Below are 17935 nucleotides of genomic sequence, written 5' to 3' on the forward strand. Positions count from 1 at the left end.
GGCGCGGCCTGCTTCCCTCGTCAGCCGAGCGGCGTCCACTCCGACTCCGCGCGCGGAGGTTCGGTCACGACCACCACGGGCGCCGGCGTGTCGGACGGCGCCTGATCGGCGCGCCGGTCGGCGTGGTCCGCGGGCGGCGTCGCGGCATCGATGCCCTCGATGCGGGCCGCGGCCATCTGCTCGGCGGCCAGCTCCGCATACAGTCCCCCGCCGGCGAGGAGCTCGGCGTGCGTGCCGGACTCGACGATCCGCCCGGCATCGACCACGTGGATCACGTCGGCGCCCACCACCGTCGACAGCCGGTGCGCGATCGACAGCGTCGTGCGCCCGCGGGCGACGTTGTCGAGGGCTTCCTGCACGACGCGCTCGGAGACCGTGTCGAGCGCCGAGGTCGCCTCGTCCAGCAGCAGGATGGGCGGATCCTTCAGCAGCACCCGCGCGATCGCGATGCGCTGCTTCTCGCCGCCCGACAGGCGGTACCCCCGCTCGCCCACGACCGTGTCGTAGCCGCGTTCGAATCCGGCGATGACGTGGTGGATGTTGGCCGCGGCGCACGCGGCCTCCAGTTCCGCGTCGGTGGCGTCGGGCTTCGCGTACCGCAGGTTCTCCCCGATCGTCGCGTGGAACAGGTAGGTCTCCTGCGACACGATCCCGATGTGGTCGACGATCGACTCCTGTGTGAGCCGCCGCACGTCGGCACCGGCGAACAGCACGGCTCCCTCGGTGGCCTCGTACAGCCGGGGCGCGAGGTACAGCACGGTGGTCTTGCCCGCGCCCGACGGTCCGACGAATGCCACGTGACGTCCGGGCTCGGCCACGAAGCTCACGCCGTCGAGCGTCGCGCGGGTGTCGCCGGCGGCATCGGGATAGCGGAAGACGACGTCGCGGAACTCGATCCGCCCGATCGGTCCGGGCGCCGCCGAGACGGGGATCGCGTCCGGCGCGTCGACGATGGCCGGACGCAGATCGAGGTACTCGAAGATGCGCGCGAAGAGGGCGCGCGAGGTCTGCAGGTCGAGGGCGACGCGCATGAGGCCCATGAGCGGCTGGAGCAGCCGCGCCTGGACGGTCGTGAAGGCCACCACCGTGCCGGCCGTGATGAGCCCGGCCTCGCCCGCCAGGAGGTACCCGGCGACCAGGTAGATCACGGCGGGAACGGAGGCCATGAGCACCTGGACGACGGCGAAGAACCCCTGACCGCTCATCGCTCGGCGCACCTGGAGCTGGACCTGATTGCGGTTCTCCTCCTGGTAGCGGGCCGACTCCGAGCGCTGACGGTTGAACGCCTTCGAGAGGAGGATGCCCGACACCGAGAGCGTCTCCTGCGTGATCGAGGTGAGCTCGGACAGCGACTCCTGGGTCTGTCCCGCGATCCTGGCGCGCACCTGTCCGACGCGGCGCTGCACGATCACCAGCACCGGCATCAGCACGACCGCGATGATCGTCAGCCGCCAGTCGATGAGGATCATCGCCACGAGCGCGGAGATCACCGTGACGGCGTTTCCGAGGATGCTCGTCACGGTGTTCGTCAGCACGCCCGAGACCCCGCCCACGTCGTTCTGGAGCCGCGACTGGATGACGCCGGTCTTGGTCCGCGTGAAGAATCCGAGCTCCATCGACTGCAGGTGCTCGAACAGCTGCACGCGGAGATCGCCGGTCACCTTGTTGCCGACCGTGGCGGTCAGCCAGGTCTGGACCACGCCGATGCCGGCGGAGAGCAGGAACAGGCCGATCATCAGCAGCACCAGCACGAGCAGGAGCGGAAGATCGGGACCGGACCCGTCCACGGGAAAGAGCGCGTCGTCGAAGATCCGCTGGACGATCAGGGGCGGGATGACCCCGACCGCCGCGCCGACCACCACCAGGATCCCGGTGACGACGATGCGCGCCGTGTACGGGCGGAAGAGCGCGACCACGCGGCCGCGGAGGTCGCGGATCTGCGGGGCGTCGGCGTTGAGCCTGCGCTGAGCGTCCTCGTCGACGCCGCGGAAGCCGCGGGGCCCGCCCATGCCGCCCATGCTCATCCGTTCACTCTAGTGAGCGCGGAGGACACCGGGGCCGGCCCGGGCCCCGGCGACGGGCGCTCAGCCGAGCGAGGTGACGAGGTTGATGACCGTCGCCAGGATCACCGCGCCGAACAGGTAGGCCAGCAGCGTCTGCGCGATGACGATGCGGCGGATCTCCCCCCGCGTCACGTTCGTGTCGGCGACCTGGTAGGTCATCCCGAGCCCGAGCGAGAAGTAGGCGAAGTCGGTGTACGCCGGCGGCTCCGCCTGATTGAAGTCGATGCCGCCCTCCGGCTCCCCGTAGTACTCCCGCGCGTACCGGAGGAGGTAGTCGACCTGGATGAGCGCCCACGAGGCGGCCACCGCGACGACCGCGACCCCGGCGAGCACGAAGGCGGTCACCTCGTCGGCGTCGCGCGTCTGGACGAGCACGACGACGACGGCGCCGAGGCTCGCGACGCTGCCGAGCACCGCCACGACCCGCGCCACCCGTCTGCCGGGATCCTCGATCAGGGCGTGGGCGCGCGTCTGCGCGGCATCCATCCGCCACACCACGGCCAGCACCCAGGCCACGTCGATCGCCGCGAGGAGCGCCCATCCGGCCAGCAGCCCCGCCGCCAGCCCGAGCGCCTCCGTCACGGCCACGGCGCCGACGACGCCCGCGATCACGGCGACCGCTTCTCGCAGCGGTGCACGGGTATGGTGGAGGGCTCCCATGAGCGCTATCGTTCCACGGATCGGGAATGCCGTGTCGGCTCCCCGGGTTACCGTCGTCAGGCGCCCCCTTCGCGTGGGCGCTTCTGCTTTCCCACCACTTCATCCGCCGAGGAGACCCATGACGTCTGCGACGACGACCCGCACCGCCGCCCCCCTGCTGGCTCCCCGCGAGAGCCGCATCGTGTGGCTGCTGCTGGCGGCCGCCTTCGTCGCGATCCTCAACGAGACGACGATGGGCGTGGCGATCCCGCACCTGATCGACGACCTCGGCATCACGGCGCTGGCCGCACAGTGGCTGACCACCGCGTTCATGCTGACGATGGCGGTCGTCATCCCGATCACCGGCTTCCTGCTGCGCCGCTTCACGACGCGGCAGGTGTTCATCACCGCGATGAGCCTCTTCTCCCTCGGAACGCTGATCGCCCTCCTCGCCCCGGGGTTCGGCGTGCTGCTCGTGGCGCGCGTCGTGCAGGCGATGGGCACCGCGATCATGATGCCCCTGCTGATGACGACGCTCATGACGATCGTCCCGGCCCACTCGCGCGGCCGCATGATGGGCCGCGTCTCCATCGTGATGTCCCTGGCGCCGGCCATCGGTCCCACGCTGTCGGGCGTGCTGCTGGAGACCCTCAGCTGGCGCTGGATCTTCGGCATCGTGCTGCCGATCGCCCTCGTCGCGCTCGCGATGGGCGCCCGGTGGATCCAGAACCTCGGTGAGACCACCCACGCGCCGATCGACGTGCTCTCCATCGTGCTGTCCGCGTTCGGCTTCGGCGGCATCGTCTACGGGCTCAGCCAGATCGGCGGGGCAGCGGCGCACGGCGGCACGGCCGCCGAGACGGCCGCCCAGAACTCGTCGACCCTCGCGCTGGTCGTCTCGTTCGTCGTCGGGATCATCGCCCTCGGCCTGTTCCTGTGGCGGCAGGTGCTGCTGCAGCGCGCCGACGACGCGCTCCTCGACCTCCGCGTGTTCCGCGACCGCAACTTCTCCCTCGCGATCGGACAGATGGCCCTGCTGTCGCTGGCGTTCTTCGGGACGATCACGGTGCTGCCGCTGTACATGCAGCGCGCGCTCGAGTACAACGCCCTCGAGACGGGCCTGGCGGTGCTCCCCGGGTCGCTCCTCATGGGCGTCGCGGGACCGTTCATCGGCCGTGTCTACGACGCCCGCGGCACGCGGGTGCTGCTGGTGCCCGGCGCGATCCTCGCCGTAGCGGTGCTGTGGCTGTTCGCGCTGACGTTCACCGCCACCACGCCGATCTGGTTCATCGTGATCGCGCAGACGATCCTGTCGCTCGGTCTCGCGCTCTCGTTCACTCCGCTGTTCACGGCCTCGCTGGGGTCGCTCCAGCCGCGGTTCTACGCCTACGGCTCGGCTGTGCTGGGCACGGTGCAGCAGGTCGCCGGCGCGGCAGGGATCGCTGTCATGATCACCGTCATGTCGGCGGTCTCGGTCTCGGCCCAGGAGTCGGGCGTCGTCGAGACGGCAGCCGAGGCCCAGGGGGCGCACGCCGCCTTCCTGCTCGCGGCGATCGTCTCCCTGCCCCTGCTCATCGGCGCCCTCCTCATCCGCAAGCCCGAGGACGCGCCGGGCGGCGCAGAGGGTGCGCCCGTCGGTCACTGACACAGACGGGTCGTCGACGCCCGTCGCGCACCGACCTTCGCGACGTATCTGAGGTGGCATGACGGGCCTCCTGCGAGTAAGCCGGTATCACCGCATTCTCCAGGAGGCCCCCATGCTCATCCGCACGCCCGATCCCGAGACGGCAGACGGCGTCGTCGCCGACTTCTACCGCAGCGATCTCGACGACGACGGATTCGTGTTCAGCCATACCCGCGCGATGGCGGTGAACCCGGAAGCGCTGGCCGCGTTCGAGACCCTCGTGCACGCGATCGTCCCCTCGATCGGGGTGCGCACGTACGAGCTCGTGACGCTGGCCGCGGCGGGCGCCCTCCGCTCGCCCCACTGCCTGCTCGCGCACGGACGCAAGGCGCTGCGGACGGGTGCGCTCGACGAGGATCAGCTGGAGGGCGTGGCGTACGAGGGCGACCACCCCGAGCTCAGCGACGCCGACCGCGCGGTCATGCGCTTCGCCCGACGCGTGTCGACGGAGCCGACCGCCATGACCGACGCGGATGCCCAGGAGCTGCGCGACGCCGGATTCGACGACCGGCAGATCGTCGACATCACGCTCGCCGCCGCGGCGCGGAACTACTTCAGTCGCACCCTCCAGGCCCTCGCCGTGCCGGTCGAGACCGACCTCGTGGGGCTGAGTCCACGGCTGCGCGACGCGCTGCTGTCGCCCACGCGCGGATGACGCGCCCGCGCCGCGGGGCGCGTAGCGTCAGCGTCAGCGTCCGTCGAGCGCGGTAGCGAGCGCGCTCGACTCCTGAGCGATCGTCGCTTCCGGCACGAGGTCGGACGCACCCGCGGTCAGGGTGTCCGTCCACGCCTGGAGGATCGACGCCGCGTCGCCCGAATCGACGAGCTCCGCCTGAAGGCGCTCGAGCTCCGCCGCGTACAGTGCCTGGAACCGGTCGGACGCGAGGAAGCGCTCAGCGAGGATGTTGGATCCGCCGCCGCGGCCGGGTCCGCCCACGTCCGCGGCCGTCTGCGCGTCCGCGTCGCCCTCGGCCGGTGGCTCGCGCAGCTGGTCCCCCTGCTCGCCGCGAGCACCACCGCCGTCGCCCGGGACCTGACCCATCCCTCCTCCGCCGGGACTCGCGCCGAACGCGAGGTTGAGGTCCCAGGTGACGACGGTCATCAGTCCGGTGGTCCGATCGTAGGAGAGGTACGAGTTGTTGCCCGGCCCGTCGATGTCGTCGAAGTTGTCGACGAGCTCCTGGAAGGCCAGATAAGTCGCGAAGGCGTCCACGTCGAGGTGCGCGCCGAGCTCGGCCGCGAAGGTCGCGTCGGAGGCCTCGTTGATCCACTCCAGAAAGTCGATGAGCGGCGTCAAGTCGTCCTCGCCCGCCTCCTGGTCGAACACGTCCTCGTATGCGGACGCCTCCTGGCCGCGGTAGCTGTAGTCACCACCCGCCTCCGCCTTGTAGAGCAGCACGTCGCCGAGCTCCCGCTCGGCCCACTCGTCGCCCGGGTTCTCGATCACGAGACGCAGGGTCTCGGCCGACCCGTCGACGCTGAACCTCGTCGCGATGGCCGCCTCCGACGCCAGCCCCGTCTGCTCGAGGAGGTCGAGCGCCAGCGCCTCGTTGAGCGAGGTCTCGGAGCTGTTTCCGCGCACGACGAGCTCGGTCGTGCCGTCGAGGTTCTGACCGTCGACGAACTTGTCGAGCCGGATGATCCACGGCAGATCCTCCGGGCGCTGGGAACTGAGGGTGGCGTCCGCATCGGTCGAGAGTGCCCGCAACGAGGAGTTGCCCTTGAGCTTGAGCCCGACGTCGTCGAACGTCTGGCCGTCGATCGTGACCGACGCCGTGATCCAGATCTTCTCGCCCGTCGACAGATACGTCTCGATCAGGTCGTCGTAGTCGGTTTCGTCGTACGACACGGAGACGGAGTGGACGGTGGTCGAATCCCAGAGTTCCGGTGCGGCCGCGTCGGACGTGGCCGGGGCGTCAGAGCCCGACGACGCGTCCACCCCATCATCTCCGGCGGCGCATCCGGTGAGGATGAGGGCCGTCAGGCCGACGAGAACACTGACGCGGGCGATACGAGGGGCTGCCATTCCCCCAGATCAGCCGACGCGCCTATGCGTCAGCCCGCATGCCGATATGACCGCCGTACGAACGAGGCGGCGCGTGCCGACCGCGTCAGCTGCAGCAGCCGCCGCCGCAGCAGGAGGCGCCCTCGGAGACGACCTCGATGAGGTTCTTCTCGTCGGCGACGGGCTGCAGCTGCGGGGTGGGGAGATTCGAGGTGGCCATACCGCCATCCTACGACGTGCCGCCGGGACGGGACCCGTGCCGGCGCCGTGTCTGTCAACCCCCTCGGATCCGGCGCGGGCCGCGCCTAGCGTGAGGGCATGGCAACTCTCACCGGTAAGAAGATCGCGTTCCTGGCCACCGACGGATTCGAGGACAGTGAGCTGACCTCTCCCTGGCAGGCGGTGACGGAGGCCGGCGGATCGCCGGTCATGATCGCTCCGGCGTCGGACCCCATCACCGGCAAGAACGGGCACGAGCAGCCGGTCGATGCCACCTCGGGTGACGTCGACGCGTCGGACTTCGACGCTCTGGTGCTCCCGGGCGGGGTCGTGAACGCCGACCACCTCCGACTCGACGAAGCCGCCGTCCGCTTCACGCGGGACTTCTTCGCCCAGCACAAGCCCGTCGCGGCGATCTGCCACGCCGCGTGGATCCTCGCCGAGGCCGAGGTGCTCGACGGACGCACGCTCACCAGCTACCCGAGCCTGCGCACGGACCTCACCAACGCCGGCGCGACCTGGGTAGACGAGGAGGTCGTCGTCGACGAGGGCCTCGTCTCGAGCCGCACCCCCGACGACCTTCCCGCCTTCAACGCGAAGCTCGTCGAGGAGATCTCCGAGGGCAAGCACGACGGTCAGACCACCTGACGTGAGCGGTCGGCACCCGCATCAGCCGATGACGAACTCGCCGATCACAGTCTCACCGTCTTCCAGGTAGACGGGCACGCTGTGGCGAACGCCCCTATTGCGCTCCTGCCACTCCAGCGCGTCTTGTGGACTCCGGAAGCCCTCCGCGGCGGTGGTTCCGTCTGCGTCGGCGAGCGCATCGGCGTACACGTACCCCGATCGCCCGTTCGTCGCCAGGACCGCGATGAGATCCGGCTCGCCGTCGGGCCCGCCGCCCACGCCGAAGGTGTCGCCGTTGGCGTTGACGCCGAGTGGAAGCGGATCCGCGCGGAGGTAGGTGGCAGTGAGGCGCCACCGCTCCCCTGCACCGGCATCCACGGAGAGCGTGTCGCTGACCTCGGTGAGCGGGAGGTCGATCCATGCGCGGGCTCGCGGTGTTCCGACGTCGTCGGCGGTGCACGTCATCTCCCCGGCGCCAGCCGGGAAGGTGAAGGTGCCCGCACTCTCGCAGGTCAGCTCCAGACGGATCTTGTTCGCGTCGCCGGGGGCGGGCTCGAGCGTGAGCGATCCGGCGCCGCTGCCCTCATGGGAAGCGGGCTCACCCACCAGCGTCGTGTCCTCTCCTCCGGGAAGCGCCCCGATCACCCCCGCGACTGCGACACTTCCTCCCGCGATCAGCAGCAGGCTCAGACCGCCGACGATCGCCAGGCGCGTCGTCGTCGTCGGCGACTGCTGCCGTGCGAACCGAACCAACCCGTCGCGGAGTCCCGCACGAAACGCGGGGTTGATGTCCTTGGCGATCATGCCGTCTCCTCCCGTGTGGCATCCGATGTCGTCAGGTGCGCACGGATCCGCGCCCGCGCCCGCGTGAGGCGGGTACGTGCCGCGCCCGCGCTGAGGCCGACCGCAGCCCCGGCCTCGCTCGACGTGAATCCCTCGAACACAGAGAGCACGACGAGCTGCTGCTCGATCCTTCCGAGCGGCGCCAGCATCTCCTGCACGGCCGCCTGATCGGCGATCTCGTCGGCCGCCGATCGACGCGTGTCCGTGCGAGGGAGGGCGTCGAGCAGCTTCCGGTAGCGCGCCGAGGAGCGCGTCAGGTTGCGAAGCGCGTGCGTCGTGGTGGCGAGCAGCCACGGCAACGGCGACCCGTCGACCAGCCGGACGCGGTCCCGTTTGCGCCACATCTCGAAGAAGGCGACCGCCGTCGCATCCTCCGCGTCGCGCCTGTCGCCGGCCAGACGGGCCGCGTGCCGGAATACGCGATCGACATGGCACTCGTACAGCTCGGCGAGCGCACGCTCATCGCCGTCCTCGACGATGAGGCGCCACAGCTCCGAGTCCCGCATACCCCGTATTGTCCGGCAGAGCGAAGATCGTTACAGCAGCGAACGCTTGGCGGGCTTCACGCCCGCGGTTCACCTGGGCGCAACACCATCCACGCCCCATCGGCCCACCCTCTGATCATGGCCGTCTCGATGACGCCATCTCCACTCCTCCGATCGATGACGAGGACCGGAATCGAGTTCGATCCAGATCTCGTCGCCACTGTGCTCGGCTGCCGCCAGCACGGTGCCGGGAGTGAGCCGACGAAGCACATCGGCGTATCCGCGCCTGTGCTCGGATCAGCTGCGACCGTCGACCTCCACGATCGGCCAGACGACCGAAGTCAGCGTCACCGCGCCTTCCGCGTCCGCAGCTCCGTCGAACCGGAACTGCACGTCGTCGTTGAGAGCGAACTCGACGGAGTGCATCCGGTCGCCTGCCAGGCGAGCCAGCAGTCCAACCGGCGAGTCTCGGCGGGTCATAGTGTCGTCCTATGAACGACGATCAGACCCGTTCGGCGTGGCGCGAACTGTCCCCCGCAGAGCGGTCGCTTGTCAACACGTGGCTCGACAACTGGAACGACAGGTCAGGCGACACCGCCACGCTCCAGCCCGACGCTCTGGCGCGCTCAAGTTGCGAATGCGGTACCTGCCCGTCTTTCGCGGTGCGGCCGCTTGCTCTCAACGCTGCTCGCGGGAGCATCTCCACGCCGTATCTGGGGGAAGGCCACGCGACGATGACGAACGGCGCCGGACCCGGACTCCTCGTGTGGGGGCTCTCGCCTGACCTCGCGCGAGACGAAGTCGACTTCGAGATCTACTCCGTCGACGGCGACCCCGTCGCGCTTGAGGGCCTCCGCTTCCGGTTCGACGACTGACTGACGCGAGTCCAGATCTTCAGTCCGGGCGACCGAACTCCGCCGCGTGCTTCTCGACCTCCACCGCGACGTCTTCGGCAGTCCGGCCCGTGACATCGATGACGCGGTGCGTGTCGACCCACGGCGCCATCGCGCGCCCGGCCACGTCGGCCCAGCTCGGCTCCGGGAGATGCACGAAGCCCCGCTGTCGATCGCGCAGCCGCGACTCGTGGCCCTCGGAATCGGTCATCGTCAGCACCACCCAGCACAACGGCGCACCCGCTGAGGCCGCAGCTCTGCGCCACGTGTCACGGGCGGGCTCGCTGTCGTTGACGGCATCGACGACGACGCTGCGGCCCGCCCGCAGGTTGAGTTCCGCCAGGGCGCCGACGGCTTCATACGCGGCGACACCCGTCTCCCATCCGCGCGGGAGGCCTGCCGCGAGCAGGGCGTCCTCCACCGTGTCGATCGACAGCCGAACTGCTCCGAGTCGCGCGCCCACGAGATCGGCCACGGTCGTCTTGCCCACTCCGGGCAACCCGGAGATCACGGTGAGCATCGGTCGCGTCGTTGGTGAGCGGAACTCCACCGGGTTGCGTCACGGATAGGCATCTTCCTCGCCGCCGTCGACCATCGGGACAGCGACGAACCGGGGAGGCGGATCCGACGCCAAGCGGCCGTAGGTATCGACATCGACCGCTGTCCGTCGAGGAGGAACTTCGCGCGCTCCGTCCCTTCCTTGACGAAACCCGCATGTCGGGCGATCGCACCGGACGCGGGGTTGTTGACACGATGACCCAGTTCGAGGCGTTGCAGTCCGCGCACCGCCAGCGCCCACTCCGCAACGGTAGCGGCGGCCCGAGACATCCAGCCACGACCTCGCGCGGCATCCGATATCCAGTACCAGAACCATCCGTTGCGGTTCGCTTCGTCGACGGTCACGCAGACGAGGCCGACAAGCGTGTCGTCTGCCGCCACAGCCCACGCCTCATGCGGGGAGTCGGCTGCAATCAGCCGGGCGACATAGTGCTCAGCTTCCGCCACAGTCGACACCTCACCTTGGCGCACCATGTCCGCGTTCGACTCGAACGCGTCGAAGACAGCGCAAGCATCAGTCGGCCGAAGCCGCCGGAGTACGACGGACGGCTCGCTCACGCCACCCTAAGCGGGGTGATGGGTGCGCCCGGGTGAATCGGGGGAATCCTGTCAGTGAGAGTCAACGATCTCCACCTCCTTGGCCCCGCTTCGGTCGACGCGAAGCAGATCCGCCACTGGTCATTGATCCTGATGCTATTGCCGACCCGGTCACCCTCAGCGCTCAACGCTAGTTGTTGAAGCGGAACTCCACGACGTCGCCGTCCTGCATGACGTAGTCCTTGCCCTCCAGGCGCGCCTTGCCCTTGGCGCGGGCCTCGACCACCGACCCGGTCGCGACGAGGTCGTCGAACGAGATGACCTCGGCCTTGATGAAGCCCTTCTCGAAGTCGGTGTGGATGACGCCCGCGGCCTGCGGCGCCTTCCAGCCCTTGCCGATGGTCCAGGCGCGCGCCTCCTTCGGCCCGGCGGTGAGGTAGGTCTGCAGTCCGAGGGTGTCGAACCCGATCCGCGCGAGCTGATCGAGCCCCGACTCCTCCTGGCCGGTCGACGCCAGCAGTTCGGCGGCGTCCTCCGGGTCGAGGTCGATGAGCTCGGACTCGATCTTCGCGTCGAGGAACACCGCCTTCGCGGGCGCGACGAGCGCAGCCAGCTCGGCGGTGCGGGCGGCGTCGGTGAGGACGGCCTCGTCGACGTTGAAGACGAAGATGAAGGGCTTGGCGGTCAGGAGGCCGAGCTCCTTGATGGGTGCCAGGTCGATCTTCGACGCCGACAGCAGCTCACCGCGCTGGAGCGCCTCCTGCGCCTGCTGCGCGGTCTCCAGGACGACGGGGTCGAGCTTCTTGCCGCGCACCTCCTTCTCGTAGCGGGAGATGGCCCGCTCGAGCGTCTCGAGGTCGGCGAGCTGCAGTTCGGCGTTGATCGTCTCCATGTCGGAGGCGGGATCGACCTTGCCGTCGACGTGGACGACGTCGCCGTCGGCGAATCCGCGGACGACCTGGGCGATGGCGTCGGCCTCGCGGATGTTGGCGAGGAACTTGTTGCCGAGACCCTCGCCCTCGCTCGCGCCGCGGACGATGCCCGCGATGTCGACGAACGAGACGGCCGCGGGGAGGATCCGCTCGGAGTGGAAGATCTCGGCCAGCGTGTTCAGGCGCGGATCCGGGAGGTTCACGACGCCGACGTTGGGCTCGATCGTCGCGAACGGGTAGTTCGCCGCGAGCACCTGGTTCTTGGTCAGCGCATTGAAGAGCGTCGACTTGCCGACGTTGGGGAGACCGACGATTCCGATGGTAAGAGCCACGGGAGGTCAGTCTACGTGGCCGGAGAGGCTCCCTCCGGCGACCCCTCGCGGGCGGGCCCGCTGTGGAGTGATGCGACCCGCGCCGATCACGACGGCGGGCCCGAGGGGTCGACGCGCCAGTGCTGCAGCACGTGCCCCGACTCCTCCCACACGCGCGTCCCGAGGAGCTTCAGCGCCACCGGCGGTCGCTCGTCGAACAGATGCACGCCTCGCCCGCCGATGAGCGGGAACGTCACGAGCATGAGCTCGTCGACGAGCTGGGCGTGCATGAGGTCGTTCCACAGCAGTCGTCCCGCGATGACGACGATGCCGCGTCCCTCCTCCGCCTTGAGCGCCCGCACGACGTCACGGCTCTCGGCGAGTCGCACGATGCGGGTGTTCGGCGCGTCCTCGACATCCGACGGCTGCAGCGTGTCGGAGACGACGACCTTGTCGATGTCGAAGAACCGCTCGGCGAAGCGGCGCCGGATCTCGGTGGCGTCCGCGTTCCCGCGCACGCTCGACCAGTAGTCCACCTGACCGCGGAAGGAGCGTCTGCCCGCGAGGAGCAGGATGTCGGCGTCGTCCATCAGATCGGTGTTGTGGAAATCGAAGGTGTCGGACCCGTGATAGTCGGGATGCCAGTGCTCGAACAGGGATCCGATGTCGTGGGCGTCGTCCTCGTAGACGCCGTCGATCGTCGCGAAGTTGCAGACGGTCAGAGTGCGCACGTCACGGCCTCTCTGCGCGGTAGGCGCGGGTCACGTACGGCAGCGGGACGCAGACGTCACCGACCGCGCCGATCTCGTCGAACAGCTCGCCGATCTCGCGCTCGATGCGCGCGCGCTCCGAGGCGCCGGCGGTGATGACGTAGCTGCGCGAGCGCACCATCGCCGTCAGCGTCTCCCGCGTGACCGCACGCTCCCAGGACCATCGGCGCTCCTCGAGCCGCTCGAACGGCGGGCCGACGGGTGGGTCGCCCGCCGCGAGGAGCGTCTCGGCGTGGCTTCCGCGCATGGCCGCCGTGAGACGTGCGACCCACGGCACCGTCTCGTCACGGATGTTCCAGACGAGACCGAGCACGCCCCCGGGCCGCAGCACGCGCGCGACCTCTCTGCTGCCGGCTGCGGGGTCGACCCAGTGCCAGGCCTGCCCCAGCACGACGGCGTCGACCGAGGCGTCGGGCAGCGGCAGCGCCTCCGCGAACCCGACGAAGGTGGGCACGTCGGGAATCGCGGCGTGGAGGGTCGCGAGCATGTCGGCGTCGGGATCGATCGCGACCGTCTCCGCGCCGAGGTCGCGCAGCGTGCGCGTGAGCTTGCCGGTGCCCGCCCCGACATCGGCCACGCGCGGCGGCGCGGCACCGGATGCCGGCGCGAGGAGCCAGGACACGGCCTCGGCGGGGTATCCCGGCCTTCCCGCCTCGTAGATCCCGGCGACCTGACCGAAGGACGTGGAGAGCTTCTGCGCGTTCACCATGACCCGACCATACGCCCGCGCCCGGCGCGCCTCCACGGCGACGAGGCCTCGCCGGGCGAATGTGGGTGCGTGCCCCTGGACTTCACCGCGATCGACTTCGAGACGGCGAACTCCTCGAGCGCGTCCGCGTGCGCCGTGGGCCTTGCCCGTGTGCGCGGCGGGCGCGTCGTCGCCACGGCCGGCTGGCTGATCCGGCCCCCGGCCGGCCACGACCGCTTCTTCGAGATCAACATGGGGATCCACGGCATCCGCCCCGAGGACGTCGTCGGCGCCGCCGACTGGTCGACGCAGCTGGCCGACCTCGTCGCCTTCGCCGGCGACGACATCCTCGTCGCCCACAACGCGGGTTTCGACATGACGGTGCTCCGGCGGGCATGCGAGGTCACCGGCGACGCCTACCCGGCCTACCGCTACCTCTGCAGCCTCCAGGTGGCGCGCAAGACCTACGAGCTCGACTCCTACCGGCTCCCCGTCGTGGCCGCCGCCGCGGGTCACCTCGACTTCGCCCACCACGATGCGGCCGCCGACGCCCTGGCCTGCGCGCACATCGTCATCGACGCCGCGGCCCGCAACGGCGTCCAGGACGCCGTGGAGCTCGCGATGCTGCTGGGACTGCGGATCCCGCAGATCCCGCTCCCCGCTGAGACTCCCGTCCCGCAGCGCCCGGTCCCGCAGCACCCCGTGCAGGCCGGCGCCGCCGTCGCCTGACGGGGCGCCTCCGGGCCGATGTCGGGGGTGTGCGGCATCCTTCCCCCATGGATGTCGTCTTCGTCACCGCGACCGCGGTCGTCTGCCTGCTGGCCGGACTCCTCGCGGGATGGTTCGCCGGCGCGGCCCGTGCCGCCGAGCGCGCCGCCTCCGCACGCGCCGCGCTGGGGGCGCGCCTTGCCGCAGCCGAGGCGGAGCGGGGCGCGCTGACCGCCCAGCTCGATCAGCAGCGCTCCCTCACCCGCGAGATGGCCGCGCAGGCTCGCGCCGACCAGGCGGCCCGAGACGAACGGGAGCGGCGCGAGCAGCAGGTGCTGCGCGCGCTGACGCCCGTCCAGGAGTCGCTGCAGAGCATGCAGCTCAAGGTCGACGAGCTCGAGCGCGACCGTCGCCTGCAGTACGGCGCGATCGCCGAGCAGCTGCGCCGCGCGCACGAGGAGAGCGAGACCCTGCGCAGCACGACGGAATCGCTGGCGGGGGCGTTGCGGTCCAACTCGGCCCGCGGCGTGTGGGGCGAGACGCAGCTGCGGCGCATCGTCGAGTCCGCGGGGCTGACGCGCTACGTGGACTTCGACACGCAGTCCTCGATCCTGACCGAGGCCGGGGCCGGTCGACCCGACCTCGTCGTGCGCCTCCCCGGCGACAAGGCTCTCGCCGTCGATGCGAAGGTGCCCCTCGACGCCTACCTCGAAGCCAGCGCGATCCCCGTGACCGCCACCGGGGAGGAGGGGGCTCGTCGCAAGACGCTGCTGGAGCGCCACGTCAAGGCGGTGAGGGCGCACGTCGACGCGCTGGCGAAGAAGTCGTACTGGGCGGGACTGCCCTCGAGCCCCGAGTTCGTCGTCTGCTTCATCCCGAGCGAGTCGCTGCTCGCGGCGGCGCTCGAGGAGGACCCGTCGCTGCTGGACTACGCGTTCGGGCGACGCGTCGCGCTCGCCTCGCCGGTCAACCTGTGGGCGGTGCTGAAGACCGTGGCGTACACGTGGACGCAGCAGGACGTCTCCGACGAGGCCCGCACGCTGTTCGACCTCGGCAACGAGCTCTACCACCGCCTGGGCGGACTGGCCCGCCACACCGACGACCTGCGGCGAGCGATCGAGCGCACCGTCGCCAGCTACAACCGCTTCGCGGGCGCCCTCGAATCACGCGTGCTCGTCAGCGCACGGCGGTTCCCGGGCATCGACGAGACCAAGCTCGACGCCGTCGCCGCACCGCAGCCGATCGAGGCCGCTCCGCGCCCGCTGACCGCGGCCGAACTGATCGCTCCCGAACTCGGCGCCGACGTGGGCGATCTGCGGGACCGCCTCTGACGCGCAGGGATCAGCCGCCGGGGAGCAGGCTCATGGCGCTGACGACCGCGACCGAGACGGCCACGAACGCGCCGATCATCCACCAGGCGCTCACCTGATGCCCCTCGGGGGCGCGGCGGCGCAGCAGCACGTCGGGACGGCGAGCGGGGTCGAGGGGAACCGCGATCTGACCGGTCTTCGGACTGTTGGTTGCTGCGGACATCGATGACTCCAAGCTGTGTGGACGGCGACGTGTCGCCGGTGACACCGCGGTCCATTCTGCCAGACGCGGTCACACCCGAGAGGTGTCGCCACGCGCGGGACCGTCTCGATCAGGTCACGGGCGTGCGCAGCGGACGATCACAGCCACTTCGACGTCAGGTGCTCCGAGGAGATCCGGCGGAGCGTTCCCGAGGCGCCCCGCAGCACCACCGACTCCGTGTAGATGAAGTCGCCGTCGCGACGGACCCCCGCCACCAGCTCGCCGTTGGTGACCCCGGTCGCCACGAAGATGGTGTTCTTGCCCCGGACCATCTCGTCGGCCTCGTAGACGTGGTCGTCGAGCTTCAGTCCCGCATCGATCCCGCGCTGCTTCTCGTCGTCGTCGCGCGGCCAGAGCCTTCCCTGGATGTGTCCGCCGAGCGCCTTGATCGCGCAGGCGGTCACGATGCCCTCGGGGCTGCCCCCGATGCCGATGCACATGTCGGTACGGGCATTGTGGCGGGCCGCGTTGATGCCGCCGGCGACGTCGCCGTCGCTCATGAGCCGCGTTCCGGCGCCGGCCTCGCGGATCTCCTCGATGAGCCGTGCGTGGCGCGGGCGGTTCAGCACGGACACCACCATCTCGTCGACCGGCTTGCCGAGCGCCTTCGCCAGGCGGTGCACGTTCTCGGCGACGGGCAGGCGGATGTCGACGACGCCGACGCCGGCCGGTCCGGTGACGATCTTGTCCATGTAGAAGACCGAGGAGGCGTCCAGCATCGCGCCGCGGTCGGCGACAGCGAGCACGGACAGCGCGTTGTTGCGTCCTTCGGCGGTGAGCGTCGTGCCGTCGATCGGGTCGACCGCGATGTCGCACTGCGGACCACGACCTGTTCCCACGTGCTCCCCGTTGAAGAGCATCGGCGCGTTGTCCTTCTCGCCCTCCCCGATCACGATGACGCCGTCGAAGTTGACGGTGGAGAGGAAGGCGCGCATGGCGTCGACCGCGGCACCGTCGGCGAGCTCCTTCTGCCCCCGCCCGATGAACGGCACGGAGCGGATCGCGGCCGCCTCGGTGGCCCGGACGAGCTCGAGGGCCAGGTTGCGGTCGGGATGCAGCGGGCTCATATCCGCGGTCAGACTCACCATGGCGTCAGACTACGCGCCGCACGTACCCGCCGTGAGGACTTTCGCCCTGATTCGCACGAAGGAATCGCGTTTCTTTCCGCCCGGGCACAGACCGCCGGAGCGGGCCGTTTTCCCGGTCGGCCACCACGCGGCGTGCGCCCCGCTTCGCTAGGCTGACCGTTGGAATCACCGCCGCACAGACACATCGCTAGGAGCTGTCATGCCCGTCGCCACCCCTGAGCAATACGCAGAGATGCTGGACCGCGCGAAGGCCGGTGGATTCGCCTACCCGGCGATCAACGCCGCCAGCTCCCAGTCGGTCAACGCCGTCCTCCAGGGCCTCACCGAGGCCGGTTCGGACGGCATCCTCCAGGTCACCACGGGTGGCGCCGACTACTTCGCCGGCCACACCGTGAAGGCCCGCGCCACCGGCGCCCTCGCCTTCGCCGCCTACGTCCACGAGGTGGCCAAGAGCTACCCGATCACCGTCGCGCTGCACACCGACCACTGCCCCAAGCCGGCGCTGGAGGACTTCCTCCTCCCCCTCATCGCCGAGTCGGAGAAGGTCGTCGCCGCGGGCGGTCGGCCGATCTTCCAGTCGCACATGTGGGACGGTTCCGCCGTTCCCCTCGACGAGAACATCGAGATCGCCAAGGAGCTCCTGCCCCGCCTGAAGGCCATCAACGCGATCCTCGAGGTCGAGATCGGCGTCGTCGGCGGCGAGGAGGACGGCGTCAAGCACGAGGGGTCCAATGAGGCCCTCTACACGACCACGGCCGACGTCGCCAAGGCCGTCGAGGCGCTCGGCCTCGGCGAGCAGGGCCGCTGGATCGCCGCCCTCACCTTCGGCAACGTGCACGGCGTGTACAAGCCGGGCAACGTGAAGCTGCGGCCCGAGCTGCTCGGCGAGATCCAGGAGGGCATCGCCGCCCGGTTCGGCACCGGACCGAAGCCGCTCGACCTCGTGTTCCACGGCGGCTCCGGCTCGACCGACGAGGAGATCGCCCTTGCCGTCGCCAACGGCGTCGTCAAGATGAACATCGACACCGACACCCAGTACGCGTTCACGCGCTCGGTCGCCGGCTTCATGTTCAAGAACTACGACGGCGTCCTGAAGGTCGACGGCGAGGTCGGCAACAAGAAGGCCTACGACCCGCGCGCCTGGGGCAAGGTCGCCGAGACGGCCATGGCGGCCCGTGTCGTCGAGGCCACCCAGCAGCTCGGCTCGTACGGCAAGTCGACCTCCTGATCGCACCTCGCGCCCACGCGGATGCCGCGACCCGCTCCCCGGGTCGCGGCATTCGCCGTTCCGGCGCCGGACGATCAGCGAGCGC

At 70.1% G+C, this 17935-nt stretch carries 20 protein-coding genes; 7 read left to right on the forward strand and 13 right to left on the reverse strand.

Going from position 1 to position 17935, the window contains the following annotated elements:
• Nucleotides 1-20 precede the first annotated feature (20 nt).
• Nucleotides 21-2018: an ABC transporter ATP-binding protein gene (locus QQZ13_RS02740; protein ID WP_284528016.1), complete on the reverse strand. Its 1998-nt coding sequence runs from the start codon at nucleotides 2016-2018 to the stop codon at nucleotides 21-23.
• A 66-nt stretch (nucleotides 2019-2084) separates the two neighbouring features.
• A complete protein-coding gene (locus tag QQZ13_RS02745) occupies nucleotides 2085-2723 on the reverse strand; it encodes a DUF1345 domain-containing protein (protein WP_284527587.1) in 639 nt (212 codons plus the stop codon).
• 118 nt (nucleotides 2724-2841) lie between these two features.
• Here QQZ13_RS02745 and QQZ13_RS02750 point away from each other — a divergent pair, with 118 nt between their 5' ends.
• Nucleotides 2842-4347 carry an MDR family MFS transporter gene (locus QQZ13_RS02750; protein ID WP_284527588.1) on the forward strand — a complete coding sequence of 502 codons (1506 nt, stop codon included), beginning with the start codon at nucleotides 2842-2844 and terminating at the stop codon, nucleotides 4345-4347.
• Nucleotides 4348-4459: 112 nt separating this feature from the next.
• Nucleotides 4460-5041, forward strand: a complete 582-nt coding sequence (locus QQZ13_RS02755) for a carboxymuconolactone decarboxylase family protein (protein ID WP_284527589.1) — start codon at nucleotides 4460-4462, stop codon at nucleotides 5039-5041.
• A gap of 33 nt (nucleotides 5042-5074) precedes the next feature.
• Here QQZ13_RS02755 and QQZ13_RS02760 read toward each other — a convergent pair whose 3' ends face one another.
• Nucleotides 5075-6412, reverse strand: a complete 1338-nt coding sequence (locus QQZ13_RS02760) for a CotH kinase family protein (protein WP_284527590.1) — start codon at nucleotides 6410-6412, stop codon at nucleotides 5075-5077.
• A 297-nt stretch (nucleotides 6413-6709) separates the two neighbouring features.
• Here QQZ13_RS02760 and QQZ13_RS02765 point away from each other — a divergent pair, with 297 nt between their 5' ends.
• Entirely contained in the window at nucleotides 6710-7258 is a 549-nt protein-coding gene (locus QQZ13_RS02765; RefSeq protein WP_284527591.1) for a type 1 glutamine amidotransferase domain-containing protein, read from the forward strand.
• A 21-nt stretch (nucleotides 7259-7279) separates the two neighbouring features.
• On the opposite strand, the gene QQZ13_RS02770 is transcribed toward QQZ13_RS02765, so the two are convergent.
• From QQZ13_RS02770 to QQZ13_RS02780, 3 genes are all read right to left on the reverse strand, one after another.
• Complete coding sequence (locus tag QQZ13_RS02770) at nucleotides 7280-8041, reverse strand: hypothetical protein (RefSeq protein ID WP_284527592.1); 762 nt, start codon at nucleotides 8039-8041, stop codon at nucleotides 7280-7282.
• A complete protein-coding gene (locus QQZ13_RS02775; protein ID WP_284527593.1) occupies nucleotides 8038-8586 on the reverse strand; it encodes an RNA polymerase sigma factor in 549 nt (182 codons plus the stop codon). The genes QQZ13_RS02770 and QQZ13_RS02775 overlap by 4 nt, the downstream gene beginning before the upstream one ends.
• A 276-nt stretch (nucleotides 8587-8862) precedes the next feature.
• A complete protein-coding gene (locus tag QQZ13_RS02780; RefSeq protein ID WP_284527594.1) occupies nucleotides 8863-9045 on the reverse strand; it encodes a hypothetical protein in 183 nt (60 codons plus the stop codon).
• Nucleotides 9046-9056: 11 nt separating this feature from the next.
• On the opposite strand from QQZ13_RS02780, the gene QQZ13_RS02785 reads away from it, so the two are divergent.
• Nucleotides 9057-9440, forward strand: coding sequence for a hypothetical protein (locus tag QQZ13_RS02785; RefSeq protein WP_284527595.1), 384 nt, complete (start codon nucleotides 9057-9059; stop codon nucleotides 9438-9440).
• A 19-nt stretch (nucleotides 9441-9459) separates the two neighbouring features.
• On the opposite strand, the gene QQZ13_RS02790 is transcribed toward QQZ13_RS02785, so the two are convergent.
• From QQZ13_RS02790 to QQZ13_RS02810, 5 genes are all read right to left on the reverse strand, one after another.
• Nucleotides 9460-9978, reverse strand: coding sequence for an ATP-binding protein (locus QQZ13_RS02790; RefSeq protein ID WP_284527596.1), 519 nt, complete (start codon nucleotides 9976-9978; stop codon nucleotides 9460-9462).
• Entirely contained in the window at nucleotides 9966-10574 is a 609-nt protein-coding gene (locus tag QQZ13_RS02795) for a GNAT family N-acetyltransferase (RefSeq protein WP_284527597.1), read from the reverse strand. The genes QQZ13_RS02790 and QQZ13_RS02795 overlap by 13 nt, the downstream gene beginning before the upstream one ends.
• A 169-nt stretch (nucleotides 10575-10743) precedes the next feature.
• Complete coding sequence (ychF, locus tag QQZ13_RS02800; RefSeq protein WP_284527598.1) at nucleotides 10744-11817, reverse strand: redox-regulated ATPase YchF; 1074 nt, start codon at nucleotides 11815-11817, stop codon at nucleotides 10744-10746.
• An 86-nt stretch (nucleotides 11818-11903) separates the two neighbouring features.
• A complete protein-coding gene (locus QQZ13_RS02805; RefSeq protein ID WP_284527599.1) occupies nucleotides 11904-12527 on the reverse strand; it encodes a dihydrofolate reductase family protein in 624 nt (207 codons plus the stop codon).
• 1 nt (nucleotide 12528) lies between these two features.
• A complete protein-coding gene (locus QQZ13_RS02810; RefSeq protein ID WP_284527600.1) occupies nucleotides 12529-13275 on the reverse strand; it encodes a class I SAM-dependent methyltransferase in 747 nt (248 codons plus the stop codon).
• A gap of 69 nt (nucleotides 13276-13344) precedes the next feature.
• On the opposite strand from QQZ13_RS02810, the gene QQZ13_RS02815 reads away from it, so the two are divergent.
• Nucleotides 13345-13983, forward strand: coding sequence for an exonuclease domain-containing protein (locus tag QQZ13_RS02815; protein ID WP_284527601.1), 639 nt, complete (start codon nucleotides 13345-13347; stop codon nucleotides 13981-13983).
• Nucleotides 13984-14030: 47 nt separating this feature from the next.
• Entirely contained in the window at nucleotides 14031-15293 is a 1263-nt protein-coding gene (locus QQZ13_RS02820) for a DNA recombination protein RmuC (RefSeq protein ID WP_284527602.1), read from the forward strand.
• Nucleotides 15294-15303: 10 nt separating this feature from the next.
• On the opposite strand, the gene QQZ13_RS02825 is transcribed toward QQZ13_RS02820, so the two are convergent.
• Both QQZ13_RS02825 and glpX read right to left on the reverse strand, forming a co-directional pair.
• Nucleotides 15304-15495, reverse strand: coding sequence for a UDP-N-acetylmuramyl pentapeptide phosphotransferase (locus QQZ13_RS02825; protein WP_284527603.1), 192 nt, complete (start codon nucleotides 15493-15495; stop codon nucleotides 15304-15306).
• Nucleotides 15496-15632: 137 nt separating this feature from the next.
• Nucleotides 15633-16622 carry a class II fructose-bisphosphatase gene (gene glpX / locus QQZ13_RS02830; protein WP_284527604.1) on the reverse strand — a complete coding sequence of 330 codons (990 nt, stop codon included), beginning with the start codon at nucleotides 16620-16622 and terminating at the stop codon, nucleotides 15633-15635.
• A 199-nt stretch (nucleotides 16623-16821) separates the two neighbouring features.
• Between glpX and fbaA the strand changes: the two genes are divergently transcribed.
• On the forward strand, nucleotides 16822-17850 hold the full coding sequence (gene fbaA / locus QQZ13_RS02835) for a class II fructose-bisphosphate aldolase (protein WP_284527605.1): 1029 nt from the start codon (nucleotides 16822-16824) through the stop codon (nucleotides 17848-17850).
• Nucleotides 17851-17935: the final 85 nt, after the last annotated feature.

This window comes from Microbacterium sp. T2.11-28 (genome assembly GCF_950097975.1).
Lineage (GTDB): Bacteria > Actinomycetota > Actinomycetes > Actinomycetales > Microbacteriaceae > Microbacterium.